At 41.3% G+C, this 21,432-nt stretch carries 22 protein-coding genes; 14 read left to right on the top strand and 8 right to left on the bottom strand.

The window, feature by feature from the left end; genetic code table 11:
* Positions 1–83: 83 nt before the first annotated feature.
* Both gshA and Q4567_RS16650 read left to right on the top strand, forming a co-directional pair.
* Positions 84–1,673 carry a glutamate--cysteine ligase gene (gshA, locus tag Q4567_RS16655; protein ID WP_216050430.1) on the top strand — a complete coding sequence of 530 codons (1,590 nt, stop codon included), beginning with the start codon at positions 84–86 and terminating at the stop codon, positions 1,671–1,673.
* Positions 1,674–1,777: 104 nt separating this feature from the next.
* Positions 1,778–2,419, top strand: coding sequence for a hypothetical protein (locus Q4567_RS16650; protein ID WP_216050198.1), 642 nt, complete (start codon positions 1,778–1,780; stop codon positions 2,417–2,419).
* An 18-nt stretch (positions 2,420–2,437) separates the two neighbouring features.
* Here the strand turns inward: Q4567_RS16650 and Q4567_RS16645 are convergent, their stop codons facing one another.
* Both Q4567_RS16645 and smrB read right to left on the bottom strand, forming a co-directional pair.
* The gene (locus tag Q4567_RS16645) at positions 2,438–3,166 is read right to left on the bottom strand and encodes an NAD(P)-binding domain-containing protein (RefSeq protein WP_216050199.1); all 729 of its coding nucleotides are present in this window, start codon (positions 3,164–3,166) and stop codon (positions 2,438–2,440) included.
* Between the two features lie 453 nt (positions 3,167–3,619).
* The gene (smrB, locus tag Q4567_RS16640) at positions 3,620–4,222 is read right to left on the bottom strand and encodes an endonuclease SmrB (protein WP_216050200.1); all 603 of its coding nucleotides are present in this window, start codon (positions 4,220–4,222) and stop codon (positions 3,620–3,622) included.
* Positions 4,223–4,319: 97 nt separating this feature from the next.
* On the opposite strand from smrB, the gene prmB reads away from it, so the two are divergent.
* The 4 genes from prmB (at position 4,320) to Q4567_RS16620 (ending at position 8,529) form a co-directional block, all read left to right on the top strand.
* Positions 4,320–5,261: a 50S ribosomal protein L3 N(5)-glutamine methyltransferase gene (gene prmB, locus Q4567_RS16635; protein WP_303501162.1), complete on the top strand. Its 942-nt coding sequence runs from the start codon at positions 4,320–4,322 to the stop codon at positions 5,259–5,261.
* Positions 5,262–5,281: 20 nt separating this feature from the next.
* Entirely contained in the window at positions 5,282–6,379 is a 1,098-nt protein-coding gene (gene aroC / locus Q4567_RS16630; RefSeq protein WP_303501161.1) for a chorismate synthase, read from the top strand.
* A 59-nt stretch (positions 6,380–6,438) separates the two neighbouring features.
* Entirely contained in the window at positions 6,439–7,572 is a 1,134-nt protein-coding gene (locus Q4567_RS16625) for an MFS transporter (RefSeq protein WP_216050431.1), read from the top strand.
* Between the two features lie 153 nt (positions 7,573–7,725).
* Complete coding sequence (locus tag Q4567_RS16620; RefSeq protein ID WP_216050203.1) at positions 7,726–8,529, top strand: hypothetical protein; 804 nt, start codon at positions 7,726–7,728, stop codon at positions 8,527–8,529.
* A 6-nt stretch (positions 8,530–8,535) separates the two neighbouring features.
* Here the strand turns inward: Q4567_RS16620 and Q4567_RS16615 are convergent, their stop codons facing one another.
* The 4 genes from Q4567_RS16615 to Q4567_RS16600 form a co-directional block, all read right to left on the bottom strand.
* Positions 8,536–9,699 (bottom strand): TIGR02281 family clan AA aspartic protease, encoded by a 1,164-nt coding sequence (locus tag Q4567_RS16615; protein WP_303501158.1) that lies wholly within the window; start codon positions 9,697–9,699, stop codon positions 8,536–8,538.
* A 24-nt stretch (positions 9,700–9,723) separates the two neighbouring features.
* Positions 9,724–10,131: a thioesterase family protein gene (locus Q4567_RS16610; RefSeq protein WP_252729404.1), complete on the bottom strand. Its 408-nt coding sequence runs from the start codon at positions 10,129–10,131 to the stop codon at positions 9,724–9,726.
* Positions 10,132–10,238: 107 nt separating this feature from the next.
* Positions 10,239–10,940, bottom strand: a complete 702-nt coding sequence (locus Q4567_RS16605) for a hypothetical protein (RefSeq protein ID WP_303501157.1) — start codon at positions 10,938–10,940, stop codon at positions 10,239–10,241.
* A 7-nt stretch (positions 10,941–10,947) separates the two neighbouring features.
* Complete coding sequence (locus Q4567_RS16600; RefSeq protein ID WP_252729375.1) at positions 10,948–11,700, bottom strand: CBM9 family sugar-binding protein; 753 nt, start codon at positions 11,698–11,700, stop codon at positions 10,948–10,950.
* A gap of 167 nt (positions 11,701–11,867) precedes the next feature.
* Between Q4567_RS16600 and Q4567_RS16595 the strand changes: the two genes are divergently transcribed.
* From Q4567_RS16595 to Q4567_RS16570, 6 genes are all read left to right on the top strand, one after another.
* Complete coding sequence (locus Q4567_RS16595; protein ID WP_216050206.1) at positions 11,868–12,410, top strand: elongation factor P hydroxylase; 543 nt, start codon at positions 11,868–11,870, stop codon at positions 12,408–12,410.
* The gene (locus Q4567_RS16590; protein ID WP_216050207.1) at positions 12,407–13,537 is read left to right on the top strand and encodes an ATP-NAD kinase family protein; all 1,131 of its coding nucleotides are present in this window, start codon (positions 12,407–12,409) and stop codon (positions 13,535–13,537) included. The genes Q4567_RS16595 and Q4567_RS16590 overlap by 4 nt, the downstream gene beginning before the upstream one ends.
* A 40-nt stretch (positions 13,538–13,577) precedes the next feature.
* On the top strand, positions 13,578–13,859 hold the full coding sequence (locus Q4567_RS16585) for a YfcL family protein (protein ID WP_216050208.1): 282 nt from the start codon (positions 13,578–13,580) through the stop codon (positions 13,857–13,859).
* A gap of 278 nt (positions 13,860–14,137) precedes the next feature.
* Positions 14,138–14,758, top strand: a complete 621-nt coding sequence (locus tag Q4567_RS16580; RefSeq protein ID WP_303501154.1) for a FlgO family outer membrane protein — start codon at positions 14,138–14,140, stop codon at positions 14,756–14,758.
* A 15-nt stretch (positions 14,759–14,773) separates the two neighbouring features.
* The gene (locus Q4567_RS16575; RefSeq protein WP_303501152.1) at positions 14,774–15,526 is read left to right on the top strand and encodes a FlgO family outer membrane protein; all 753 of its coding nucleotides are present in this window, start codon (positions 14,774–14,776) and stop codon (positions 15,524–15,526) included.
* 4 nt (positions 15,527–15,530) lie between these two features.
* Positions 15,531–16,265 (top strand): FlgO family outer membrane protein, encoded by a 735-nt coding sequence (locus Q4567_RS16570; RefSeq protein WP_303501151.1) that lies wholly within the window; start codon positions 15,531–15,533, stop codon positions 16,263–16,265.
* A gap of 16 nt (positions 16,266–16,281) precedes the next feature.
* Here the strand turns inward: Q4567_RS16570 and mnmC are convergent, their stop codons facing one another.
* On the bottom strand, positions 16,282–18,306 hold the full coding sequence (gene mnmC, locus Q4567_RS16565) for a bifunctional tRNA (5-methylaminomethyl-2-thiouridine)(34)-methyltransferase MnmD/FAD-dependent 5-carboxymethylaminomethyl-2-thiouridine(34) oxidoreductase MnmC (RefSeq protein WP_303501149.1): 2,025 nt from the start codon (positions 18,304–18,306) through the stop codon (positions 16,282–16,284).
* Between the two features lie 210 nt (positions 18,307–18,516).
* On the opposite strand from mnmC, the gene fabB reads away from it, so the two are divergent.
* Positions 18,517–19,731 (top strand): beta-ketoacyl-ACP synthase I, encoded by a 1,215-nt coding sequence (gene fabB, locus Q4567_RS16560; protein ID WP_216050212.1) that lies wholly within the window; start codon positions 18,517–18,519, stop codon positions 19,729–19,731.
* Positions 19,732–19,766: 35 nt separating this feature from the next.
* Here fabB and Q4567_RS16555 read toward each other — a convergent pair whose 3' ends face one another.
* Positions 19,767–20,459, bottom strand: coding sequence for a Crp/Fnr family transcriptional regulator (locus Q4567_RS16555; protein ID WP_216050213.1), 693 nt, complete (start codon positions 20,457–20,459; stop codon positions 19,767–19,769).
* Positions 20,460–20,557: 98 nt separating this feature from the next.
* Between Q4567_RS16555 and Q4567_RS16550 the strand changes: the two genes are divergently transcribed.
* Positions 20,558–21,313, top strand: a complete 756-nt coding sequence (locus Q4567_RS16550; protein ID WP_216050214.1) for a class II aldolase/adducin family protein — start codon at positions 20,558–20,560, stop codon at positions 21,311–21,313.
* Positions 21,314–21,432: the final 119 nt, after the last annotated feature.

Genomic DNA, 21,432 nt, shown 5'->3' with positions numbered 1-21,432 from the left:
CGATTTTTGCTTGAAAATCAGATATTTTTCCCCACCTTTAAAATTCGATTTTTCATTAGGAATGTATTTTGACGTCCAGTTCAATGTCTTTTACTGATCGGTTAGCGATCCTTCAACGCCCAGAAGTGCGTGCTACTTTACCTCAAATCAAACATGGTGTAGAGCGTGAAACTCTGAGAATTAATGCCGATGGAGGCCTAGCGCAAACTCCCCATAATGAAAAATTAGGGTCAGCGTTAACCCATGATTTTATCACCACCGATTTTTCTGAGTCTCTGCTTGAATTTATTACACCACCAGAGTCTGATCCCAATGTTACTATCGAACAACTCCGTGATGTTCACAAATATGTGATGGAAAATATTGGAGATGAACGTTTGTGGCCAATGAGTATGCCGTGTTTTATTAATGGTGAAGACAATATTCCTATTGCTAATTATGGTAGCTCGAACGTCGCAAAAATGAAGAGTCTCTATCGGGTTGGATTAAAAAATCGTTACGGTAGTATGATGCAAGCCATCGCAGGGGTGCATTTTAACTTTTCGTTGTCGACAGAGTTTTGGCAGCAATGGTTAGCTAACCTTGATGGGACTAAAGCCGACAAACACAGTATTTCAGATGCATATTTTGCAATGATAAGAAATTATCGACGTTTTTGTTGGTTAATCCCCTTTTTATTTGGTGCTTCGCCAGCTATTTGTGGTTCTTTTATTCGTGGTAAAAAAACAAATTTACCGTTTCAGCATTTGGCTAAGGGAACTATGTATTTGCCTTATGCGACGTCTTTAAGAATGAGTGATCTAGGATATACCAACTCAGAACAATCGGGTTTGAATATCTGCTACAACCAAATGGACAGTTATATTTCATCGGTGCGCAAAGCGATTAATACACCTTCGGAAAAATATGCCGAATTTGAGACCAAAGAAGGTGAAGAGTATCGCCAACTCAACAGCAATGTATTGCAAATTGAAAACGAGCTTTATTCTCCAATTCGTCCTAAACAACCAACCTTGCCGCTAGAGAAACCTACGGATGCATTAGCGAAAAGAGGCGTTAATTATATTGAAGTTCGAGCCCTTGATGTGAACCCGTTTAGTGACATCGGTATCGCGAAAGAGCAGTTTTATTTCTTGGATGTATTCCTAACCTATTGTCTCATTGCCCCAAGTGATTTTATGACCCAGCAACAATACGCTGAAACCGAGTCTAATCTAAAAGCGGTAGTGGTGAATGGTAGAGATCCAGAATTGAAATTAAGTGATGATTCTGTAGCCAAATCTATTCCTCAATGGACAGAAAAGCTGTTCGCAGAAATGGCACAAGTTGCCGCTGTATTAGATGAAGCTAATAATTGTACGCTTTATACTCAAGCCCTTGAACAACAAAAGCAAAAGGTTGCGGATCCCTCCTTAACGCCTTCTGCACAGTTGTTGGACATGTTGATTACCCAAAACAAAGATAATGGTCGATTCGGTGTAGAGCTTGCACAGAAGTATCGTGACGAGCTTATGTCTGCTGATTATAAGGTGTATTCCAAAGCATCATTTGAACAACAGGCTAAAGACTCCATTGCGATACAAAAACAAAAGGAAAAAGAAGACACTGTGTCTTTTGAAGATTTTTTGAAGGATTATTTTGCCGCTCCTCAGAGTAATTATTTAGCCAAGTAACTAAATTGTAGGCAAAAAAATGCCTGACTCTAGGTCAGGCATTAAACTACTACCAGGGAAAACACACAATAACTTAAACACACACAGGTATAGAGTCAGTAGTAATGAGAAAGTTCACAAAAATTCCTAGTTTTTTTATAAAAACTTTCTTTATCGCTACGATATCTTTATTTTTTGTGGGCTGTAGCACCACCCCTCCCAAAAATATCAGCAATATTTGTAATATTTTCGAAGAAAAAGATCATTGGTACGACGCTGCTAAAGATATGAATGAAAAATGGGGCGTACCCATACATGTTCCTATGGCGATGATGTATCAGGAGAGTTCCTTTAGGCACGATGCATTGCCGCCCAGAGATTACGTATTTTTTGGTTTAATTCCTTGGGGAAGAATAAGTAGCGCTTATGGTTATTCTCAAGCAAAGACGCCTACTTGGTCTGACTACATTAGAGAAACTAATAATAGCGGTGCAGATCGCGACGATTTTGATGATGCCATTGATTTTATGGGATGGTTTATTTCTAAAACCTATAAAGTGAATGGGATTTCCAAGTGGGACGCGTACGCGCAATACCTGAACTACCATGAAGGTTGGGGGGGCTACAAAAGGCGTACCTACAATAAAAAAGCTTGGTTAGTAAAAGTCGCTAAAAAGGTCAACGCCCGTTCTCTGCGCTACGCGACTCAACTTAAAAAATGTGAAGCCGAGTTAGACAAAAGCTGGTTTTGGAAGTTATTTGACTAACTCTGGGTGTTTCATTTTTTAATCTGAATTCAGGCTTGCAGCGACCCCCACATTTTTCAATCCGATATCTAAGGTGGAAAATAACCTGGAAGCGGCATTTGCACTTTTATTGTCGTGGGCGCCTTGCAAAATACCATCATGTATTTTGGCTGTTGAATATTGGCTTTTGTGAGCAACATATAAGGGCAAATAGCACAAACCAAAATCTTTACCACAGCGCTTGTTTGACCACTTCTCTATGATCGGTTTTAAGTGCTGCTCACAACTCGTTGTTTCCAAGTTGCTATGAATCACAACCAAGTGATACTGACCTTTGATTGCCAAGGTTGCGCCAATTTGCTGGCAAACAGTTTCTATATTTTTGGCTACAGTTGATTCCTTTGAATCGATTTTCCCAATACAGACTAAGGTCACTTCTGTTTGCAAAATTGCATTATGCAAATCGCTAGTTGCAATCAAATTACGCTTGTTTCGCGCTGATACTATAGCGGCTTCTAATTCGGCGTCTTGAATGGGTGAATGATTTTGGTTGATACCATTTACTTTGCGAGAATCCATATCAACCGCAATCACTTTATGATCATTGTTGGCAAAAGAAACACTGAGTAGACTCCCCATCAAACCGATACCCACTACACTAATACGTTCGTTCTGCGAACTGACAGCAGAGTTTATAGGGGAGGTCGCTGGGTGTCTGTAATTGTAGATAGGGCGTGTTCTTGCTTGGCTTTGGAGTGAGTGATACATGATAAATTACCTACTTAGTACTTTAAAAACGTATGTTTAGAATCGGTATTTAATGTATCGCATAATTCATTCCAATGTTTAAAAGTGTATATGTATCAATGGTTTATGGAATGTCTTTGGTTTTTGAAAGTTCTGGGTGATGCTTTTTGCAGACACTTCATGTAAAGGCTCCCAAATTATGGGTTAATTTGTTGATCCAGATCAGTTCGACTTTTTCCTTCGATCTTATACTTAGCTCATAAATTAGTTAATCAAATTACATCGCTATGAGGAAAAAGACATGTTTGAATTATTAATAAAAGATCCTGTCGTTTGGGGCTCACTATTAGGTTTATCTGTGGTGGTTGGAATTTGTGTTTATTACACTTACTTGTTTTTACACAATACTAATCAGGATTTATAAAACACGGCTTTTTGAGCTAAAGTAACAGAGGTTCAAGTTTGTTTGCCGAGTCAGTATAAATCTTTAAACGACTCAGGTTGCTCGATTAAGACTAAAAGTGCGCCTTTGCCACCCCATTCTAATGGTGCTTGGTGAAAACCTTCGACATCGGGATGTTGAACCAGCCAATTGGGCACGGCGTTTTTTAAAATCAGTGAGCCAAGACCATGAACAATGCAAACACAGTGCGCATTTTGTTTCTTGGCCGCAACAATTAATGCCGCTATCTCCAATTTTGCATTTTCTCTGGTAAGTCCGTGTAAATCCAAAATTAAATCCGGTGGGTATTCTCCCCGTCGCAGTCGTTTTACTTCATAACTCGGTTTTCCCGGTTTTATATATTTCAGTGGTCCTTGCTCAGAAAAGTAGGCTTCAAACCCATCTGAAAAATGAAATGACGCCATTGCTTGTTTCGTTTCGCGGTTTTCTTGCTGCTTTTTAAGCTGTAAATGCGAAATCTGCTTGCTGGAAGGACGCGGAGGCGTTATTTTGTCCTGCTTAATTGGCGCAACATCCTTAAATTCACCTCTAAACAGTGAATGGTCATCTGGCTCGACTGGTTTAACCGATGCTACAGATAACGTTTTAAGTGGGTTGTTGGGCTGCTTTTTCATATTTTGTTATGGTTTATGCGTAATTCGACAGGCAATTTTGTTTGAAGCATAGCAAAATACTGACTGGCACTAAACATCTTAAATAAGACCATTTTATATGACATCAATTGACTCCATTGATTTGGAAAGCACGGCAACTGAACTTACCTCCATTTTGGATATAGTAAGATGGTCCATGAGCCAATTTAATCAAGCAGATTTATATTTTGGCCATGGTACTGATAATGCCTGGAGCGAAGCACTTACCCTTGCTCTTCAAGTGTTACATTTACCGCAAAATATGCCCGAAGAAGATATACGCATGTTGCTGCATTCAACGCTGACAACGGCTGAAAAGAATCAGATTTTGGCATTGGTAAAAAGGCGTATTACTGAAAAAGTGCCTGTAGCCTATTTGACCAATCAAGCTTGGTTCTGCGGATTGCCCTTTTATGTGGATGAGCGTGTGTTAGTACCCCGTTCTCCTTTCGCTGAATTGATTAATCAACACTTTTCTACGTGGTTAAAGACTGAACCACAACATATTCTTGATTTATGCACAGGCAGTGCATGTATTGCGATTGCATTGGCTTATGAATTTTCAGAAGCGCAAGTAGACGCCGTTGATATCAGTGATGATGCGTTGGAAGTTGCCGAGATTAATATTCAAGAGCATGCTCTGAATGAACAAGTTTTTCCAATTAAGTCAGATTTAATGAATGCACTGCAAGGCCAAAAATACGATTTGATTGTTAGTAATCCGCCATACGTCGATGCCGAAGATATGGCTGATTTGCCAGATGAATTTCAGCACGAACCAGAACTTGGCTTAGCCGCCGGTGATGATGGATTAGAGTTGGTTGATCACATACTCCGTCAAGCAGTAGAGCATTTAAATCCCAATGGTTGGTTGTTCGTGGAAGTGGGTAATAGTGAAGTGCATATGAACCATAAGTACCCGGATTTAGATATTCAATGGGTCGAATTTGAACACGGCGGAAGTGGCGTGTTCGCTATTAACCAAGCTAAGCTTAAAGCATATTGGGCTACACATAGTTAACGTTAGGAATTGAAATAAATATGGCTGGAAATACATTTGGTAAGCTGTTTACCGTAACCACATTCGGTGAAAGTCACGGTATCGCGATCGGTGGAGTAGTGGATGGTTGCCCACCTAACCTTGAAATTAGCGAAGAAGATTTACAAATAGATTTGGATCGTCGCAAACCCGGCACATCGCGCTACACCACGGCAAGACGAGAAGGCGACGAAGTGCAAATTTTGTCCGGTGTATTTGAAGGTAAAACTACGGGCACGAGTATTGGTTTATTAATCAATAATACAAATCAGCGTAGTCAAGACTACTCAAAAATTAAAGATACCTTTCGTCCTGGACATGCTGACTATACTTACCAGCAAAAGTATGGGTTACGTGACTATCGAGGCGGTGGCCGTTCTTCTGCTCGTGAAACAGCTATTCGTGTGGCCGCGGGCGGTATTGCTAAAAAGTACCTGAAACAAATGCATGGCATAGAAATACATGGCTATTTGTCACAATTAGGGCCAATAAAAATTGATACTGTTGATCAAAGCGTGACCAATACTAATGCGTTTTTCTGTCCAGATGCCTCAAAGTTGGATGCGCTCGACGAATATATGCGAGATCTAATCAAACAGGGTGATTCCATTGGCGCTAAGGTCTCAGTTGTCGCGAAAAATATGCCGGTTGGATTAGGTGAGCCAATATTTGATCGTTTAGATGCGGATTTGGCGTCGGCTATGATGGGCATCAATGCAGTAAAAGGTGTTGAGGTTGGCGATGGCTTTGATGTAGTAGAGCAAAAGGGAAGTGAACATCGCGATGAGATCACCCCGCAAGGGTTTAAATCCAATCGTGCTGGTGGCATTTTGGGTGGCATTTCGTCTGGTCAAGATGTGATAGTGCATTTAGCGCTAAAACCCACATCTAGCATCAGCGTTCCTGGCGATTCGGTAGATATTCACGGAGAAGCGGCGGAAATTATCACCAGAGGTCGACACGATCCCTGCGTAGGGATCCGCGCTGTACCTATCGCTGAAGCTATGATGGCCATTGTCTTAATGGATCATTTACTGCGGCACCGTGGACAAAATGCAGATGTCAGTTCTATCACTCCTATCATTCCCGGGCAGGCGTAACACCATTGCCCGGAGCCAGTTCCTCTGTTAAGCAAGCAAATTCTAAAATAAATTTAATCTTGTTGGCGATTACCTATCTGCTCTACTTTGGGCAGTTGGGTGTTCTGGTGCCTTACTTGGGTGTTTTTTTGGATGGCCGAGGCTTCAGTTCGCAACAAATTGGCGAATTGTTCGCGCTTATCACAATTGCTCGTATTCTAGGCCCCAATCTCTGGGCTTCGATGGCCGATAAATCAGGCAAAGGCCTAGCTATCTTACGCTTAGGTAGTTTACTCACGGTTGCAACATTTTGTCTGGTGTTTTGGCTGGATGGTTTTTGGGGATTAACTTTAGCATTTGCTTTAATGATGATGTTTTGGACTGCGGTTTTGCCTCAGCTTGAAGTATTAACACTCAATTGCGTAGCCAGTGATCCAAGTCGTTACAGTCGTATTCGGTTGTGGGGAAGCGTTGGTTTTATCATCTTAACCATCATTACCGGTAAAGCCATTGACATTAGCTCATCAGAAGCCCCTATTTATGTAAGCGCAGCGGTTTTGTTGTGTTTATTCTTTTCTACTTTGTTTATTTACGAAGGTCGCAGTTCAGTTAAAAGTGCGCCTGCGCAAGGCAGTATATGGCGTAAAGCGAGCACCATACCTTTTATATTATTTATGCTCAGTGCGATTTTTTTACAAGTTAGTTTTGCAACCTATTACGGATTTTTTGCATTATATACTCGTGATTTAGGCTACAGCGGCCAAACCACCGGCCTATTGTTGGCTTTGGCTGTTGCTGCAGAAATAGTAATCTTTTTGCTGGCCGGAAAATTAATTAAAATATTTGGACTTAAATGGATTTTATTTATCAGTATTGGGCTAACTGCGGTTCGTTGGTATGTGTTAGCCGTTGCAGCAGAATACCTGTGGATACTTATTTCAAGTCAAATCATACATGCATTTAGTTTTGGTATGCATCATGCGGCTTCAATAAAATTCATCCACGACTATTTTGGACAGGCATACCAAAGTCGTGGACAGGCGCTGTATATCAGCATCGCATTCGGGTTTGGTGGGGCAGCGGGCAATTACGTATCTGGATACTTGTGGCAACAAGGGGCTGGTTCTTACAACGCCTTTATTTTCTCTGCCATTACAGCCTTACTAGCGGCTTTTTTCTTGTTGGCAATTAGTGCTAGAAAAATGTCGTACTGATTTCAATTCTTCAGCCAATCACATTCTTGAGTTAACTGCGCACAAATAACCGCCTGCACACAAACCTGCATTTTGACCTCACTTGGGTATATACTCTATTTACAAATTTAAAATCACTGATTTTACAACCAAGCCAGAGTGTGAAGTTTAATTATGCTTAGAAGTATCTGTATAGCCTGTACACTTTTAGTTTCAAACGTCTTTGCTCAAGATGATAAAAATCTGTCCAGCTTAACTCGTTTTGACAGTAATCTTAATCTCAATGTCCATTCGCAAATGGATCTTCGTGATGTCAGAATTGGCGATAATGTATTGGGCCAAGCTCTTAATCTGATTAACAAAAATGGCGAAGTACAATATATCTCTGGTGGAAATCGCAGTGAAAAAGTAGACATTATTTTTAGGCAAGCGTATTTAGAATCCGAGCTTCTGCAAACACTATCGTTACTATTTGATAAAGATCTTGGTTTTGTGAATCAGGTATCTCTGACCTATCGGATTGCCAGTCGCTATCTCGATATTTTGCCGGTTTACAATAAAACCGTAGATCAAGCGATTATAAAATACGGTCAACCTATGAGTTTTAAGCAAGTACAAGAGATGACCCAGGACAAGGGGGATAAAGTCAGGTTAAGCGCCTTTGTTGCAAAGTTACCCCATAAAGCCGAAATCGCAGATTTAATTAAAGGGTATTTCAAGTACTTGCAAGTCACCCCTAAAACCCATTTCGTGGAAACAGATACAGGGCACGCACTGTTGTTAACTGGATTTAGACAGTGCTACTTTTGGCCACTTAATGAGTTTGAAGAGTTATTGAGCTTGTGTTCCTTTCAGCCATCTAGTGGCAATATGAAGGGGCAGGGAATAACACTCACCCTGCGAAATTTTGCAATTCAAAACAAAATTGAACATTTCGAATTAGAGCAACAGCAACCTGAAATAGATATTACCTTTTAACCTGAACTAAGAACTGGTTCTGTTTAAAAGCAATAGATCATTTTGTTGGTCAATCTTAAAGTCGAATTGGCGTAGAATGTTCATACCAAGAAGACCGTCAGCGTAGCTAAATTCTGGCATAGGTAACACCACGACCGCGACATTATCCAGTCGAAAACCGGCAAAAAATACTTGCTTGATTTGATAAACTGGCGCATCAAAAAGACCGCCAGCGGTATTTATTTTATAGGTTCCTACATATTCCCAACTCGTCCTTCTGGAGATTTTATCGAATGCTTCCGAGGTCAGTACCGTTGTTGTTGCGCCTGTATCCAGCATTAATTCGTGGGTGCTTCTGCCAATCATTATTGGGGTAGTGTAATGATCACCCAAAGAACGCAATTTAATATTACGTTCATAGTCTTCAGCCAGTGGATCCTTCTCTTGAATAGGATCTGAGTGATTGATGACGGTCGTTTGTTGTCCTAAGATTTGCCGTATTCGCGCAGCATCTAAATCACCTTGTTGTAAAGATGCCAACACATTTTCCATCAGAAATTCCTGATTTTGATAAGCATAGGCTTCAGCAAGTGCGACAATAATGGAGCGTCGAGTTGGGTCAAATTGCCACAGCGGCTCAAGAAATGTAGCCAGTACATCCCAAGAACGAATGCCTTTGAGTTTATTAATATTAGTGTTGGTCAGATCGGTAATCAGTGCAAGTACTTGGGCTTTTTGCTCAGTTTCTAAGGGCAAGTCTAGCAACCCATAATAGTGGGCCAATACTTCGCTCGTGGAGGCCGTTTTGGCAATCAGTTGTCCTTCTAGCAATAAGTAATCAATATTTTGTGGTTGATTGCGCAAATAAGCTTGTATCGCCTCTTTAGCATCTACCAATTCGCCAGCGGCCAGTTGCTGCTTAATCCAATAGATGGCTTTTTGATATTGACTGTTTTTGTTCGTATTGATTGTTTGTTCAAGGGGTTGTTGTTCCGCAGTTCCACTACCGGAAACAAGCAAAGGATCGCTGCTTGCATTGCGGTTATTGGCGCTAAACGGTTGTTGCTTTTGTGGTCTATTATTCGTGTTGGCAGTGGATTCCGCTGATGTTAATTGATGCCAGAAAAACACATTCAAAGACACCGAAATCCCTAAGCATAACAAACCAAAAATAGCCCAATATTTGCTCATTGCTCAGTGGCCCTTAAATACAATTTATTCACTGGATAAACATACGTTGCCATATGTCTCGCTAAATTCAATGGGCATACGTTTGGGTTTTCCTGACGATAAAGCGATGCACACGAAGTCCGTTTGAGCCGTCAATACAGTGACCCCATCCGATTCACGAATAAACTGAAATCGACGAGACAGTTTTAATTTTCCATCACACTTTGTTACCCAAGTTGCACACAGCAAATGATCACCTAATAAGGCCGCAGCATGGTATTCAATCACATGTTTACTAATTGCCATACCTCTGTCTAATTGCTGATATATGCCAATATCCAAACCTAAAGACATCGAGTGTGACCAAGATACTCGCTCCAATTGCGAAACATAGGCAACATTATTTACATGGTTATAGTGGTCGATTTGCTCGGGGGCAATAATCCATTTCATAATGTGTGGAGAAGGTAACTGCCATTGGAAGTTATCTTGATAAGCAGTTTGATTGTTCGCCGTTTTTTGCGTCTCAATTTTATCTATCATCGACTCGTGTGACATGATTACACCTCAACATCGGGCAGGGGATTGGGACGTTGTTGGGCAAAAAGCGCATTTTTTAAAGCCCGCTCTCGAGTAATAATTGGTTGAATAAACTCATCCACATTACCGAGTTTTTTGAAGGATTTAAATCCGGACTCAAGAAATGTATGAAGATTTTCCACTCCAGCCATTTTAGCAGGCTTACGCGACAACATTAATAAGGTTGAAATACCTTTAATTTTTACCACGTCGGCTAAATCCACGCCTAACCTTTCAAGTAGCACTATTTGCTCTTCACGCATAGCTTCGTTGTCACATTTTAAGTAGGCTTGAGCATAACTTTCTCGAGAAACAGGCGTTGTCGATAATTGTTCTGTTAGGGCTATATCCAATTCCAAGGATAAACTATTCAAGCGTAGGGCAGCCTCTAAAGATTCTAAAGCTTGTTTGGGGATTATCTTGGCCATTTTGGGTACGACTCTGGCTAACTCTTGATCCCGTTGGCTGAAGTCCTGCGGCCCGTATAATTCATCAATGAAGAAACTCATTGCGGGACGAAAACGTTTGCTTTCCCATAAATCGTGATGGGTAGCTAAAAGCCGTTTGGTTTGCCAATGTTGCAACTCCCGTAACGGCTCAGTCAGATTAGCCTCAATGGTATGCTCATGCATATCGTTGGCATGGTGAAGGTGCTGGATAATATTATCCAAAATTAAACTCATAACTTTCTTATTCACTCAAAATTAAAGTATCAAACACGCTGGCATCTATCCAACCCCGGTTTTTGTCGCCATTTACTGCTTCAACATCTTTTGAGCCAATGAAGTGCTCGCGAACTTCACTGTTGTCGTTATCGCAGTAGGCCAGCATGAAGCCGACCTTTTTACCGGCAGTTAAACTCACAGGAGAGTTAGACTTGGTTGGATCAAAATCATCTGCATAGAGCGAAATTGCTGCTTCCCAAATAATTTTATGAGGTGCATTGACGTCTCTTTTCCAGCGACTCTCTATGTGATCATTGAATAGCGCAAAAGTACGCTCTGGCGTTATATCAACAACTTGGTTATCTAAAGCGATGTGGTAAGCAAACGCGTTATAAGAATACTGATGATTACCGCCTGATGCGTCTTCGTCCAAAAATATTTCTAAGGTATCGTCATCCCAATATTTATCCAAGGGATCGGCATTAAAATCGACTAAGCGGTCGTCGACGATTTCAACTTGTAAATAAAGCTTGTTGGCGTCCCACAGCAATCGGTACTGACCTTGGAAGTCTTGTTTACTTAACGGACCGCCCATAATGACTTGGTCAATTGGCAACCATTTCGCTTTTTGCCATTGAGCTTCATTGTTTTCGCCATCAATGATCGGAGGAGTGGCGGTGGCGACTACATCGATAGCAGAAACCCGTCCACTGAAAATCAATGAAAAGAATAAAACGATTGTGCTTAGCGCGAAAATTTTCATGCGAAGTATATTCATATTCATTCCTGTTAAGTTATTAACCTTAAGTGCTAGCTTGTCTTAAACCAGCTTTTATAACAATAACTAAATACATCAATTGAAGACAAGCGTTGATGGTGGTTGAGTTACCCAGTTGCAATTGGTTACAATAGCCCTCTAAATTGCAACCTTGTTTCGGATAATTTGTGCATCACTATCGTGACTTAATTGACATATTTAATCAGTGCTTCGAAAAAAGCGAGAATACGCGGTTAATTAAAGGGGAAAGTGAGCCGATTTATTTGCCCGCCAACGAACAGGTTGACTATCATCAGGTAGTTTTTGCCAATGGTTTTTTTGCCAGTGGTTTGCATGAAATAGCCCACTGGTGCATTGCGGGTAAGCAAAGGCGACTACTAGAAGATTATGGCTATTGGTACTGTCCAGATGGTCGTGACGAACAGCAGCAACTAGCATTCGAACAAGTTGAAATAAAACCTCAAGCAATTGAGTGGGCGTTCAGCTTAGCCGCGAATTTCCCCTTCCAGGTCAGTACGGACAATTTAAATGGTGTTCAGCCTGACAGAGCTGCATTTCAACAAAAAGTGCGTCTACAACTAGAGTACTATCAGCAACATGGTTTTCCACCAAGGGCGCTGGTGATGATTGAGGCGCTGTGTTCGTTTTATCAGGTTTCTTTGCAATCCATTATTGTTTCTCATTGCCACTCAAATAGATTAAGCGCATGAGACATTTTAAATTAGGTCTGGTTATCAATCCTTATGCGGGAATCGGTGGCGCGCTGGCGTTAAAAGGCAGTGATGGCCCCGAAATCCGAGCAAAAGCACTGGCAATGGGGGCTGAAAAACGCGCCAATGCAAAAACAAAGTTAGCACTGGAAGAATTATTAACGCACAAAGAAAATCTGACTATCTACACGGCAGCAGGAGAAATGGGCGAAGACCTAAGCCGTTCAATGGGGTTTAACACCCAAGTAATATATACACCAGAAACCTCTCAAACAGAGGCGTTTGATAGCCAACAGGCCGCCGCTTGTTTGCTCGATGTTAATGTGGATCTAATACTGTTCGCTGGAGGCGATGGAACTGCCCGTAATATTTATGACACTGTCGCTGATAACGTCGCAGTGTTAGGCGTGCCCGCAGGCTGTAAAATTCATTCTGGTGTTTACGCCATCACACCTAAATCTGCCGGTCGGGTTGTGAATATGTTGATTCAAGGGGAAATCGTCAGTTTGAGTGAAGCTGAAGTGAAAGATATCGACGAGGAGCAGTTTCGCCAAGGCCGAGTGAGTGCACGATATTATGGCGAAATGCGAGTCCCCACTGAGTTGCGTTATGTTCAAGCTGTTAAAATGGGCGGCAAGGAATCAGAAGAGTTAGTGTTAACTGATATTGCCGCGCAGATTATAGATTTGATGCAAGATTTGCCCGAGACTGTATTCGTGATGGGGTCGGGGTCAACAGTAGCCGCCATCATGCATGAGTTAGGACTGGAAAACACTCTGTTGGGCGTTGATATAGTGATCGACCAGCAATTAGTCCATCAAGATGCAACTGAACAAGATATTTTAGAATTCATTAAGGATAAACCCAGCAAACTGGTGATCACATTAATCGGTGGTCAAGGACATATCTTTGGACGAGGAAATCAACAACTTAGTCCGCAAGTAGTCAATACTATCGGACGTCAAAATATCAATATAGTCGCCACTAAGACTAAACTGCAATCTTTGCAAGGTCGGCCATTAATTAGTGACTCAGGGGATACTAAGTTGGATGCCCAGTTATCAGGGTTAATTCCGGTGATAACCGGTTATCGTGACCAGGTTTTATATCCAATTGCAGAAACTTAAAAATTACAATATTTATCATTATCAATAGGAAGTTATCGTAGTGTCGCACCAGCAATTAGAAAATTTTATTCAACAAGCCGAATCTCAGTTAGATGGAGTGGTGGAAACAGGCACCGATGACGAACTTTTTATTGCTGGTTATTTGCATGGCCACTTTTCACTCGTTGTCAGTCAAGCGCTAAGCAGTGAGCAAGCCAATATCGAAACCTTAGATACCTTGTTATCTGAAAACTTAAACAGCGCCTTTGAGCAAAAGGAGCTGGAACCAGAGGATCAGCAAAAAGTGTTGATGTTGTGGCAGTCCATCTTGAAAAGCGCTTAATACTCTTCAAATTCTTGGTTAACCACCTTCGATTTCGCCTAAACTTTGCCGCTAAAAGGTGATTCATTGCCGTTTTTTTAGATTATCTTACCAAACATACATCATATATAGCTGAATTGAGTGTGATGCACGGCCATTTATGAAATGGCTTAATATTTGCTTTTGAGCCTATTAACCAGCATGTCTTTGCGCATGTTAACAATGGATGATGAAAAATATCTCATCATCTATTGTTGAGATAATTGATGGCTGAATGCCCAAGACCAAGAGAGTAGAGTGTGAAGATTCTAAAAAAACAAAAACTGCATGGCTGTGTATGGACGATTCTAGCTTTGTGTTTGACAGGCTGTTCTTCTATGTCGGATTCTGAAAATCAGCCGAAAATGCAATATGAAGAATCTTTACCGGCACTTGGCAACATTGAATATCACACGTCAATACTCGCCAATGAATTGTTTGCAGGTGTGACCACCAATCGCGATTATCGCTATGCTGTGGTGAGCTTTGTGCCTGTGACCAATCTGCAATTTGATAAAACTTATCAGCATCCGTTGATGCTTTTAGGGCATCAATTATCGGAAGGAATGGTCACTGAAGCGAGTCGTCGTGGATTTATTACTCAAGACTATAAGATTACAAACGATATATTAGTAACGAAAGAAGCAGAATACGCCTTAAGTCGTGACGTTTCTCGATTGGCGCCATTGCAAAATGTAGACTTTTATATTGCCGGTACTATTACCGAACAGCAAGAAGGGGCTATCGTGAATGCGAGAATTATTCACGTGGAAACTAAAGATGTTGTGGCTTCGGCAACTAAATTTTTTCCTGCAGAACTGTTTTGGCAAAGAGAAAAAGTCACCATGAGAGGTGGCATGATTTATCGCACAGGTTCTTAAATAAAGGAGTCTTAAGTGACTAAACTAATATTATTATTCACTGCCACCTTACTTATGTCAGGTTGTTCAAGCTTTTCTTTATTTGGAGAGTCAGACTCACAAAAGCCTGAGAATAACTCTAAAACGGAAATGACACCGCAAATGCAGGTAGTCAATATTGTTGCTGATCCTGCTATGCAATCTACTGACAATACAAAGTCATCAACCTCGTCACAGCCAGATTTATATGGCAGTGAACAGGCAGACGCGCTTTACGGTAATGGCAGCGGTACTAGTGCGCGCATGGTAACAAAACATGTTGGAGATTATGTGCAAAACATGACCCAAGATTTGATTTCTAACATGGAGTACATAACCGATAAAACTCCCGTTGGTGTGACTAATTTTGCGCTAATCGACAGTAACCTGCAAAGAAGTAACCTTTTAGGATTTCAACTCACCGAGTCTTTTATGCATGAATTGCACAAATTTCGGATTCCCGTGATTGATTTCAAAGCCACTGAATATATTCGTGTTACCGAACATGGAGACTTTTTGCTAAGCAGAGATTTTTTAGAGTTAACAGAGCAATCTCCAATCGAATATATCCTAACGGGTACTTTGACTAAGCATCAAGGTGGATACATTGTTAATGCACGGATACTTGGTTTAAAAAGTAAAGCCGTGGTGGCAAGTGCACAAATGCTGATGCCGTTTTACGTGGTAGATGCTTTATTACCAAGTGAACACAATATGGTTGATGGTGTGCAATTAACCCAAGGGGAATAGAGCCGTGAAGTGCATTAAAAATATTCCAGTTTTATTGACTTGCACATGCTTGTTGATAAGCGGCTGTGCTTCGACTGAAAATGCATTTGCTAACTGGTTCTCGACTCCTGAACCTCCTCCCGAAGCACCTGCTGTAAAGGTCGATATGTCCCCAGATCCTGACACTGGATTGGTTTATCGTGCTGACTCGAGGCAGCGGATGAAGGATTCAAATTTGCAAAGTGAGCAGCAGTCTAGGGCAATTTATCGTGCCCCTAACTCCTTGTATCAACCCGCGTACACCCACAAATCTCTAGCTGACTATGCTGAGCAGTTGACTATGGAGCTGGTCAGAAATGGCCGACAATTAGACACCCAAAGTAAAGTGGGGATTGCATCTTTTGTAAACTTCGACAATACGTTAAAACACACTAGCGTACTAGGCAATCAATTGGCTGAAATGTTGATTGTAGAAGTGCAAGGGTTTGGTGTGCAAGTAATCGATTTTAAAACTACCGATTACATAGGTGTTGGGGCCAACGGAGACATGGTGTTTAGTCGTGATGCGCGAAAATTGTCCAACCAGTTAGGGCTAGATTTTATCTTGTCAGGTACCTTGGTTCGCAATCAAAAGGGAGTTCGTGTGAATGCGAGAATTATCTCCATGGATTCTAAAATTGTGGTTTCTAGTGCTTCGGTACTTATCCCCAATTTTGTTGTGAAATCCTTGCAGCCGGAATATGTTTTAGTCGGCGAATAAGCTCTAAACTTTCAATTTAATCGTAAATCCGCCTGATTAAATTTTTAATTAAAAACCGATTTGGATTAAGCGCATCGAGCAACTGATTAGCCATTGGGAGTGGTTCATTACTAATCTGCGATGCCAATAGCTCTGACAGTAAAGGGGCGGTGGTTAATCCTCTTGAGCCTAAACCTGCAAAAATAAATAATCCTCCTAAATCCTTTGCATCTTCATAATGCTCAATGGGTAACGCTTTGTATAAATGCTTAAATTGCTGTGCTTGTTGACTGGATTCAAACGCTGCACCTACTGCTGGAAGGTGATCTGGTAAGGAACAGCGAATCGCCGCCCGTCCTGTTTCTTGTGCATAAATACCTTCTGCCCAACTGGTTTTTGCTAAGGCTTTTTTGTGCATGTCTAAATTACTAGCTTGTTCTTTTTCTCTATAAACCTGACTGGTATCCTGTTTGACATAGGTGGACCCTAAAGCATGAAACCCATCCAAAGCAGGTGTCATGTAACCTTTGTGGCATAAAACTGTTCGCAGATTATCCAACGGTGGTTGGGTTGGAATTGCTTCAACCTGTCCTCTTACTAACTGGAAAGGAATTGCATCACAGTACGTAAAATGTGGAATATCAGAGCCTGTGGCAATAATTAACCCATCAAATGTCTTACACTGACTGTGATACTTCTCAGGAAGGTCTACAACCCATTGCTCGTCTTGTTTAGTAATATGTGAGACTTCTGCATCTAATAGAATGTCGCAATGACCTCGCTCTTGTGCACATTTAAACATTGCATTGACTAAATCTGGTGGACTTAACCATCCCCCTTGTTGAATAAATAATCCTTCGTAGGGCAAGTCTAGGCCGGAGACGAGAGTGGAGTTTTGCTCATCACTGTAATTTATTAAAGTGTCTGGCCAAATGCCATTTTGCAATAGGTTTTGCTGGCGCTTTAGTACCGCAGGATTAAATCCCACTTGCAATACGCCACACCATTGGTGAGCGTATTGGTAGCCTTGGTTTAGCAGTTGTCGGTATCGACGACAGGCAAAACCAAACGATAATGCTTGAATACGGCTGGAAATATTCGCTTCTGCGTTGAGCTGTGGATAAAAACCGCCTTGGGGGTTACCTGAAGCGCCTTGGGCCAATTTAGCGTCCTTACACATGACTGTCACTTGAAATCCTTTTTGGATAAGTGATAGGGCTAAATTCGCAGCAGCTATGCCGCCTCCCACGATGCCAATGGAGCGTTTTTTCGCTGACGTGAGTTGCATACCATGGCGTTGGAAATAGCGACTAGATCGGCGATTAACGCCAGCCTGGTTAAACTGACCCACTAACATGTCCCGTTTGCGCCCAAACCCTTTGACCTTTTTTACTTCAAACCCTTGTTCGGCTAAACCTCGCTTAACAATTCCAGCAGCGGTGAAAGTGGCAAAGCTAGCCCCTTGTTTGCTCAGCCTTGCCATTTGTTGATAGAGATCAGAGTTCCACATCTGAGGATTTTTACTCGGTGCAAATCCATCTAAAAACCAAGCGTCTACGAGACCTTGAGGTTGATTGTGCATACTTGAAAAAACCTCGGTAGCTTCTCCTAACCAAAGGTCTAGGATAACTTTCCCTTGGGCAAAGCTCATACGATGGCAACCAGCAACCAAATCCGGGTATTGGTCAATTAGTTGCGTAGCGTACTGTTTTAGTTCTGGCCATTTATCTAAAGCAGTGATTAAATCAGCTTTGGGTATTGGAAATTTTTCACAACTTATAAAGTGTAAACACAAAGGTTCAGATTTTTCTGAATGAAGGGAAAATTGTTCGAATAGCTGCCAAGTGGCCAAAAAATTTAAACCGGTGCCGAAACCAGTCTCAGCAATTACAAAACTTCTTTGACTGTGTGTTGTCCAACTTTCCGGCAATTGATTGTTTTTCAAAAAAACGTATCGACTTTCTTCTAAGCCATTGTGATTAGAGAAATACACATCGTCGAAATCTTCTGCCACGGGAGTACCATCTGAGTTATATACAATTTTGGCAGGTTTGATAGTCAACGGGTGTCCTTAATTCATCTTTGAATTGTTGAGATAACTAAATTTAATTTTAATTGTGTTTAAAATAGTGATTTTTAGGTAACTTAGTAATTCACATGCTAGCATTACTGAATACATTATTTCATTTAGCAGAAGAGCAGACCAGTTAAGTCTGTAAAATCATTATTATATGCGAAAAATTTTTCGACTAAATCGTAAAAAAGGTGAAAAATGAGAAGAGCAGTCATAACAGGTATCGGCATTGTTTCTAGCATAGGTAATAACCAGCAAGAAGTTCTGGAATCTTTGCAACAAGGTCGTTCAGGCATCACCTTTTCAGATGAGTTCGCGGAAATGGGTCTGCGTTCACAGGTCTGGGGAAAGGTAGATATTGATTTTAAAGAGCACATAGATCGTAAACAGTTACGCTTCATGGGTGACGCAGCGGCTTATGCATACATTGCAATGCAGCAAGCTGTTGAAGATTCAGGTTTGCCTGAAGATCAAGTGTCTAACATTCGAACTGGTATTATTGCTGGTTCTGGCGGCGCATCGTCTAAAAGTCAGGTTGATGCTGCTGATATTTTGCGTGAGAAAGGGGTTAAGCGCGTTGGTCCTTATATGGTTACCAAGTCGATGGCTAGTACTGTTTCTGCATGCTTGGCAACGCCATTTAAGATCAAAGGGATTAATTACTCAATTGCTTCAGCCTGTGCTACCAGTGCCCATTGTATTGGTAACGCGTTAGAGTTGATTCAATTAAACAAACAAGATGTTGTGTTTGCTGGTGGTGGTGAAGAACTTCACTGGACCTTATCCGTGCAGTTTGACGCTATGGGTGCATTGTCATCTAAATATAATGACAATCCGTCAGTCGCGTCACGCACCTATGATGCTGACCGCGATGGTTTTGTCAGCTCTGGCGGTGGTGGCATGGTCGTGGTTGAAGAACTTGAACATGCTTTGGCCCGTGGCGCTAAAATTTACGCTGAAGTTGTAGGCTATGGTGCCACTTCTGATGGTGTGGATATGGTAGCCCCTTCAGGTGAAGGCGCAGTGCGTTGTATGAAAATGGCAATGCAAGATGTCGATACACCAATCGATTATCTAAATACTCACGGTACCTCTACACCAGTGGGTGATGTTAAGGAATTAGCAGCCATTCAAGAAGTGTTTGGTGGTAAAAGCCCAGCAATTAGCTCAACTAAGTCTATGACTGGTCACGCGCTAGGTGCAGCGGGGGTTAACGAAACTATTTACAGTATTTTGATGATGGAAAATGACTTCATTGCACCATCTATTAATATTGATAATTTGGACGCAGCCGCTGAGGGGTTAGATGTGGTGACTTCACCACGAGAAGCTAAGCTCAATACTATTATGTCGAATAGTTTTGGTTTTGGTGGTACTAACGCCACATTAGTTTTGAAAAAATACGAAGCTTAATGATTTGTATAATGAGCAGGGTGTAACCTTGCTCATTATATTTCACACAGTCTTTCTAACCCCTGCATATTTATAATTTCTATTGTCCCGTAGTCAACTTTGACAATTTTCTTTTGATTCAACTCATTCAATAGTTTATTTACTGTCTGCCGCGAACTATTAATCATATGTGCCAATGATTCTTGCGATATAGCGATCCGTTTGCTTTTTTGATTTTGGTTGCTGTTATGAAGTCCGTTGGCCAGTAATATAATTCGGCGCGCCAATTGTCCCAATAAAGATAAACCGCCAGTTTCGTCGATTAGATTAAACGTGACTCTGATACGTTGACACAACATACGCATAAAATGCGGATAGAAGTGTGGTTTATTTTGCAGTAAATTCTGAAATGTTAGTTTGGGGATCATCAGCAAGCTGGTGGTTTCATCCGCATGGGCGTCATGGCTTCTAGGCAAATCGTCAAACATCGATATTTCACCAAACCAAGTCCCACTTTCCAGCCAAGTGAGAACCATTTCCTTACCCTGTGAATTGACGTTACTAACTCGAATTTTTCCTTTCAGAATACAATAAATTCCGTCTGCACTATCGCCTTTAGCATGCAATATTTGCCCTTTGCTGAGCATCTTTATTTTACTCACTGAAATTAATGCTTGAATGACATCAATAGGCAACTGATCGAGCCAATTGTTGTGTTTGAAAAGATACTCTATCTCTGAATTATCCATTGCTATTCCATTGAAACTGTCAAATAGACGACAGTCTAACCTGTAAATATACCTTAGAGTGTACAAATGTTATTAAAATGTAATATCGGAGCGTAAAAGTGGATTCCAAAGTTCAAGAATTAGTAAGTGAGCAAGAGTGGCAAATGCGCGTTAATTTAGCCGCGTGTTATCGTATCGTCGCCCATTATGGTTGGGATGATTTGGTGTTTACCCATATTTCCGCCCGTGTACCTGGACCAGAGCACCATTTTTTAATTAATCCGTATGGCTTAATGTTTGACGAGGTGACAGCTTCCAACTTAGTCAAAGTTGATCTGCAAGGAAAGATAGTGATGGACTCGCCGTATAATATTAATCCTGCTGGATTTACGATTCACTCTGCAGTGCATGAGGCCAGAGAAGACGCTTTATGTGTAATGCATTTGCATACCACTGCTGGCGTTGCGCTTTCAACCCTTGAAGGTGGACTACAGGCTTATAGCCAGCAATCCTTATTCCCTCTGTCTTCATTGGCTTATCATGATTATGAAGGGGTTGCCCTTAATCCCGATGAGAAAATACGCCTAGTTACTGATTTGGCTGATAAAAACTTTATGATTTTGCGCAATCATGGTTTATTAACTTGTGGTGAAACCGTAGCTGACACGTTTTTGTATATGTTTTTGTTGCAACGCTCCTGTGAAATTCAACTACAGGCACAGGCAACAGGACAGCCATTGATTAAAATTCCAGATCCCATTTTAGATGGTATTCAAGCTCAGGCGAAACAAGTCACACGTTCCGTTGGTGGTGCTTTGGCATGGCCAGGAATTTTGCGCAAATTAGACAAAGTTAGCCCTGGTTACGATCAGTAAATAGAACCCGTGGTCTAAGTCAGCTCATCGTGGACAGGCATTGAATTAGCATGGACAGGCATGTTTTATTTCGGTGAGTAGTGTTGAGCAAGATTGTCGGAACATCGTGGACAGGCATT

The organism is Aliiglaciecola sp. 2_MG-2023, assembly GCF_030548145.1.
Classification (GTDB): domain Bacteria; phylum Pseudomonadota; class Gammaproteobacteria; order Enterobacterales; family Alteromonadaceae; genus Aliiglaciecola; species Aliiglaciecola lipolytica_A.
The sequence above is the reverse complement of the archived record's forward strand: the minus strand, read 5'-3'. Positions and strand labels throughout refer to the sequence as shown.